Origin of the sequence: Streptococcus sp. (assembly GCF_019414905.1) — a bacterium.
Taxonomy (GTDB): Bacteria; Bacillota; Bacilli; order Lactobacillales; family Streptococcaceae; genus Streptococcus.
Genome location: NZ_DXLC01000263.1, coordinates 1 through 5,791, shown reverse-complemented (window position 1 = coordinate 5,791; position 5,791 = coordinate 1). Strand labels below are relative to the sequence as shown.

5 protein-coding genes are annotated in these 5,791 nt (G+C 39.2%); all 5 read left to right on the top strand.

The window, feature by feature from the left end:
* Window positions 1–355: 355 nt before the first annotated feature.
* Complete coding sequence (locus QZ359_RS08005) at window positions 356–1,012, top strand: CBS domain-containing protein (RefSeq protein WP_004256822.1); 657 nt, start codon at window positions 356–358, stop codon at window positions 1,010–1,012.
* A 107-nt stretch (window positions 1,013–1,119) separates the two neighbouring features.
* Window positions 1,120–2,215 (top strand): peptide chain release factor 2 gene (gene prfB / locus QZ359_RS08000; protein WP_100198837.1). Its coding sequence is split into 2 segments (ribosomal slippage): window positions 1,120–1,191 and window positions 1,193–2,215, totalling 1,095 coding nucleotides; the frame shifts between segments, so codons are not numbered across the junction.
* Between the two features lie 17 nt (window positions 2,216–2,232).
* Entirely contained in the window at window positions 2,233–2,925 is a 693-nt protein-coding gene (gene ftsE, locus QZ359_RS07995; RefSeq protein WP_237447325.1) for a cell division ATP-binding protein FtsE, read from the top strand.
* Complete coding sequence (ftsX, locus tag QZ359_RS07990) at window positions 2,918–3,844, top strand: permease-like cell division protein FtsX (protein WP_000625545.1); 927 nt, start codon at window positions 2,918–2,920, stop codon at window positions 3,842–3,844. The genes ftsE and ftsX overlap by 8 nt, the downstream gene beginning before the upstream one ends.
* Window positions 3,845–4,028: 184 nt before the next feature.
* Window positions 4,029–5,791 (top strand): PTS transporter subunit IIBC (locus QZ359_RS07985; protein ID WP_293965331.1); only part of this gene is annotated, 1,763 nt, incomplete at its 3' end.

Genomic DNA, 5,791 nt, shown 5'->3' with positions numbered 1-5,791 from the left:
AATCCAGTGGATTGTTTTAGTCGGTAGATGAAGATTACGAAGTAATCATCATTAATAGTCTGGGGGACCTTTTTAGTCGGTGAATAAAGATTGCGAAGCAATTATTTTATCCAGTAGACTATTTTAGTTGGCATATTTAGATTGCAAACAAATCTACATCTACACTGAAAGATGAATTTCTAATAATTGAAAAATCGAATGAAACGTTTCTTACCTTCATTCACAGAGCTCGATTTTAGAGCTCTTTTTGCTAGCTTATTCATACTTTTCTGAATTTTGAAAAAGAAATGTAAGCGTTTGATAGATTTACAAAAAGATTGTATAATAGGGATAAGAATAGAAAAGGAGAAGTCTCATGGCAGTTAAAGATTTTATGACCCGCAAGGTAGTTTATATTAGTCCAGATACAACAGTATCTCATGCAGCAGATTTGATGAGAGAGCAAGGGTTGCACCGCTTGCCTGTTATCGAAAATGATCAATTGGTTGGTTTGGTAACTGAAGGAACCATTGCGCAAGCTAGTCCATCCAAAGCAACAAGTCTTTCTATCTATGAGATGAATTATCTTCTAAATAAGACAAAAGTAAAAGATGTGATGATTCGTGATGTTGTCACTGTTTCAGGCTATGCGAGTCTAGAGGATGCAACTTATCTGATGTTGAAAAACAAGATTGGTATTCTTCCTGTCGTAGATAACCATCAAGTCTATGGGGTTATTACGGACCGTGACGTTTTCCAAGCCTTTCTTGAAATCGCAGGTTATGGCGAAGAAGGGATTCGTGTACGCTTTGTTACGGAAAATGAAGTTGGTGTTCTTGGAAAAATTGTTTCTTTGATTGTAGAAGAAAATTTGAATATCTCTCATACAGTCAATATTCCGCGTAAGGATGGTAAGGTCATTATCGAAGTTCAAATCGATGGATCAATTGATTTACCAGCCTTGAAAGAAAAATTTGAATCAGAGAATATTCAAGTAGAAGAAATCACTCGTACTTCAGCAAAAGTCTTGTAAGAAGGGAAGCCGAAAGGCTTCTTTTTTCATGAAAAGGGGAGTAGAGCAAAAGATGGAAAGAAATGATAGATTATGGTATAATAAAACGATATAAAAAAGGAGTATTTATGGACATTTCAGAAATTCGTCAGAAAATTGACGCAAATCGTGAAAAATTAGCTTCTTTCAGGGGGTCTCTTTGACCTCGAAGGTCTAGAGGAAGAGATTGCCATCTTGGAAAACAAGATGACAGAACCTGATTTTTGGAACGATAATATCGCGGCCCAAAAAACGTCGCAAGAATTAAATGAATTAAAAAACACCTATAACACCTTCCACAAAATGGAAGAGTTGCAGGATGAAGTCGAAATTTTATTAGACTTTTTAGCTGAAGATGAGTCGGTGCATGAAGAATTGGTTGAACAGTTGTCAGAACTTGATAAGATGATGACCAGTTACGAGATGACCTTGCTCTTGTCAGAACCTTATGACCATAATAATGCCATCTTGGAAATCCATCCAGGATCCGGTGGTACTGAGGCTCAGGACTGGGGTGATATGTTGCTTCGTATGTACACTCGCTATGGAAATGCTAAAGGCTTTAAAGTGGAAGTACTGGATTACCAAGCAGGAGATGAAGCTGGTATCAAGTCAGTAACCTTATCATTTGAAGGACCCAATGCCTATGGTCTTCTCAAGTCAGAAATGGGTGTACACCGTTTGGTGCGAATCTCGCCATTTGACTCTGCCAAACGTCGCCATACCTCTTTCACATCTGTAGAAGTGATGCCAGAATTGGATGATACCATTGAAGTGGAAATCCGTGAAGATGATATCAAGATGGACACCTTCCGTTCAGGTGGTGCTGGTGGACAAAACGTCAATAAGGTTTCAACAGGTGTGCGTTTGACCCACATTCCAACTGGGACTGTTGTCCAGTCAACGGTCGATCGTACCCAGTATGGAAATAGAGATCGTGCCATGAAGATGTTGCAGGCTAAGCTCTATCAAATGGAGCAAGAAAAGAAAGCAGCGGAAGTTGATTCCCTCAAGGGTGAGAAAAAGGAAATCACATGGGGAAGCCAAATCCGTTCATATGTTTTTACGCCATATACTATGGTAAAAGATCACCGAACTAGCTTTGAAGTTGCACAAGTAGATAAGGTTATGGATGGAGACCTAGATGGTTTTATTGATGCCTATCTCAAGTGGAGAATCAGCTAAGATAGAAAGGAGCTCATATGTCAATCATTGAAATGAGAGATGTTGTCAAAAAGTATGATAACGGAACGACAGCTTTGCGAGGTGTCTCAGTCACTGTTGAACCCGGGGAATTTGCCTATATCGTAGGTCCGTCAGGAGCTGGGAAATCAACCTTTATTCGTTCTTTGTACCGAGAAGTAAAAATCGATAAAGGAAGCCTATCAGTTGCTGGTTTTAATCTAGTTAAGATTAAAAAGAAAGATGTCCCACTTCTACGTCGTAGTGTTGGGGTTGTCTTCCAGGATTATAAATTGTTGCCAAAGAAAACTGTTTATGAAAATATTGCCTATGCAATGGAGGTAATCGGAGAAAGTCGCCGTAATATCAAAAAACGTGTTATGGAAGTTTTAGACTTGGTTGGATTGAAGCATAAGGTTCGTTCTTTCCCAAATGAACTTTCGGGGGGAGAACAGCAACGGATTGCAATTGCACGTGCCATTGTAAACAATCCAAAAGTATTGATTGCGGACGAACCAACAGGAAACTTGGACCCAGATAATTCATGGGAAATTATGAACTTGCTGGAACGCATCAATCTCCAAGGTACAACTGTCTTGATGGCGACCCACAACAGTCAGATTGTAAATACCTTACGCCACCGTGTCATTGCCATTGAAAATGGCCGTGTCGTTCGTGACGAAGCTAAAGGAGAATATGGATACGATGATTAGTAGATTTTTTCGTCATTTATTTGAATCATTAAAAAGTTTGAAACGAAATGGCTGGATGACAGTAGCAGCTGTCAGTTCGGTTATGATTACTTTGACTTTAGTTGCAATATTTGCATCTGTTATTTTTAATACAGCTAAACTCGCTACAGATATTGAAAACAATGTCCGAGTAATGGTATACATTCGTAAGGATGTAGCTGATAATAGCGAGACCATTGAAAAAGAAGGTCAAACCGTTACAAATAATGACTACCATAAGGTATACGATGCTTTGAAAGGTATGTCAACCGTTAAAAGTGTTACCTTTTCAAGTAAAGAAGAACAATATGAAAAGTTGACCGAAACAATGGGGGACAACTGGAAAATCTTTGAAGGGGATGCCAATCCACTCTATGATGCATATATTGTTGATACCAACACGCCAAGCGATGTAAAGACAGTAGCAGAAGAGGCTAAGAAAATTGAAGGTGTATCAGAAGTTCAAGATGGTGGTGCTAATACAGAACGCTTGTTTAAGTTAGCCTCCTTTATTCGTGTCTGGGGACTAGTTATCGCGGGATTATTGATTTTCATTGCGGTGTTCTTGATTTCTAATACTATTCGTATCACCATTATTTCACGAAGCCGTGAAATTCAAATCATGCGTTTAGTAGGTGCTAAGAACGGCTATATCCGTGGACCTTTCTTGCTTGAAGGTGCCTTCATTGGTTTGCTTGGAGCAACTCTTCCGTCAGTTCTGGTATTTATTGTCTATAAAATGGTTTACCAATCGGTTAATAAGTCATTGGTTGGTCAGAACCTTTCAATGATATCACCAGAGGTATTCAGTCCACTTATGATTGCTCTATTATTTGTGATTGGAATTTTTATCGGTTCAATCGGATCAGGAATTTCAATGCGCCGATTCCTGAAAATCTAAAATAAAATAGAATTATATTTGAGGAGATTTTAATATCTCCTTTTTTACTACAAAAATTTTAGAAAAAAGTCTCCTTTTTTTTGTAAAAGCCTTTACAAAAAAAATTAAAGTGGTATAATTAAATCATAAAAGGTGCAAACGTTTTCGTAAAACGTTTGCCTAAATAAAAATAAAGGAGATTTGAATGATGAAAGATACATTCAAAAATGTCTTGTCTTTCGAATTTTGGCAAAAATTCGGTAAGGCTTTGATGGTGGTTATCGCGGTTATGCCGGCTGCTGGTTTGATGATTTCAATCGGTAAGTCTATCGTGATGATTAACCCAACCTTTGCACCACTTGTAATCACTGGTGGAATTCTTGAGCAAATTGGTTGGGGGGTTATCGGTAACCTTCACATTTTGTTTGCCCTAGCCATTGGAGGTAGCTGGGCTAAAGAACGTGCTGGTGGTGCTTTCGCCGCTGGTCTTGCCTTCATCTTGATTAACCGTATTACTGGTACAATCTTTGGTGTATCAGGTGATATGTTGAAAAATCCAGATGCTATGGTAACTACTCTATTCGGTGGTTCAATCAAAGTTGCTGATTACTTTATCAGTGTTCTTGAAGCTCCAGCCTTGAACATGGGTGTATTCGTAGGGATTATCTCAGGTTTTGTAGGGGCAACTGCTTACAACAAATACTACAATTTCCGTAAACTTCCTGATGCACTTTCATTCTTCAACGGGAAACGTTTCGTACCATTTGTAGTTATTCTTCGTTCAGCAATCGCTGCAATTCTACTTGCTGCATTCTGGCCAGTAGTTCAAACAGGTATCAATAGCTTTGGTATCTGGATTGCTAACTCACAAGAAACTGCTCCAATCCTTGCACCATTCTTGTATGGTACTTTGGAACGTTTGCTCTTGCCATTTGGTCTTCACCACATGTTGACAATCCCAATGAACTATACAGCTCTTGGTGGTACTTATGAGATTTTGACAGGTGCAGCTAAAGGTACTCAAGTATTTGGTCAAGACCCACTATGGCTTGCATGGGTAACAGACCTTGTAAACCTTAAAGGTACTGATGCTAGTCAATACCAACACTTGTTAGATACTGTTCACCCAGCTCGTTTCAAAGTTGGACAAATGATCGGTTCATTCGGTATCTTGATGGGTGTGATTGTGGCTATCTACCGTAATGTTGATGCTGATAAGAAACACAAATACAAAGGTATGATGATTGCAACAGCTCTTGCAACATTCTTAACAGGGGTTACTGAACCAATCGAATACATGTTCATGTTTATCGCAACACCTATGTATCTTGTTTACTCACTTGTTCAAGGTGCGGCCTTCGCTATGGCTGACGTAGTAAACCTACGTATGCACTCATTCGGTTCAATCGAGTTCTTGACTCGTACACCTATTGCGATTAGCGCTGGTATCGGTATGGATATCGTTAACTTCATTTGGGTAACTGTTCTCTTTGCTGTAATCATGTACTTTATCGCAAACTTCATGATTCAAAAATTCAATTACGCAACTCCAGGACGTAACGGAAACTACGAAACTGCTGAAGGTTCAGAAGAAGCTAGCAGCGAAGTGAAAGTTGCAGCAGGTTCTCAAGCTGTAAACATTATCAACCTTCTTGGTGGACGTGCAAACATCGTTGATGTTGATGCATGTATGACTCGTCTTCGTGTAACTGTAAAAGACGCTGACAAAGTCGGTGATGCAGAACAATGGAAAGCAGAAGGAGCTATGGGTCTTGTCATGAAAGGACAAGGAGTTCAAGCTATCTACGGTCCAAAAGCAGACGTATTGAAATCTGATATCCAAGATATCCTTGATTCAGGTGAAATCATTCCTGAAACTCTTCCAAGTCAAATGACGGAAGCACAACAAAACACTGTACACTTCAAAGGTCTTACTGAGGAAGTTTACTCAGTAGCAGATGGTCAAGT

Excerpts from the sequence above, each read along its gene's own strand:
- QZ359_RS08005 (WP_004256822.1), top strand. The coding sequence starts at position 356 with ATGGCAGTTAAAGATTTTATGACCCGCAAGGTAGTTTATATTAGTCCA.
- ftsE (WP_237447325.1), top strand. The coding sequence starts at position 2,233 with ATGTCAATCATTGAAATGAGAGATGTTGTCAAAAAGTATGATAACGGA.
- ftsX (WP_000625545.1), top strand. The coding sequence starts at position 2,918 with ATGATTAGTAGATTTTTTCGTCATTTATTTGAATCATTAAAAAGTTTG.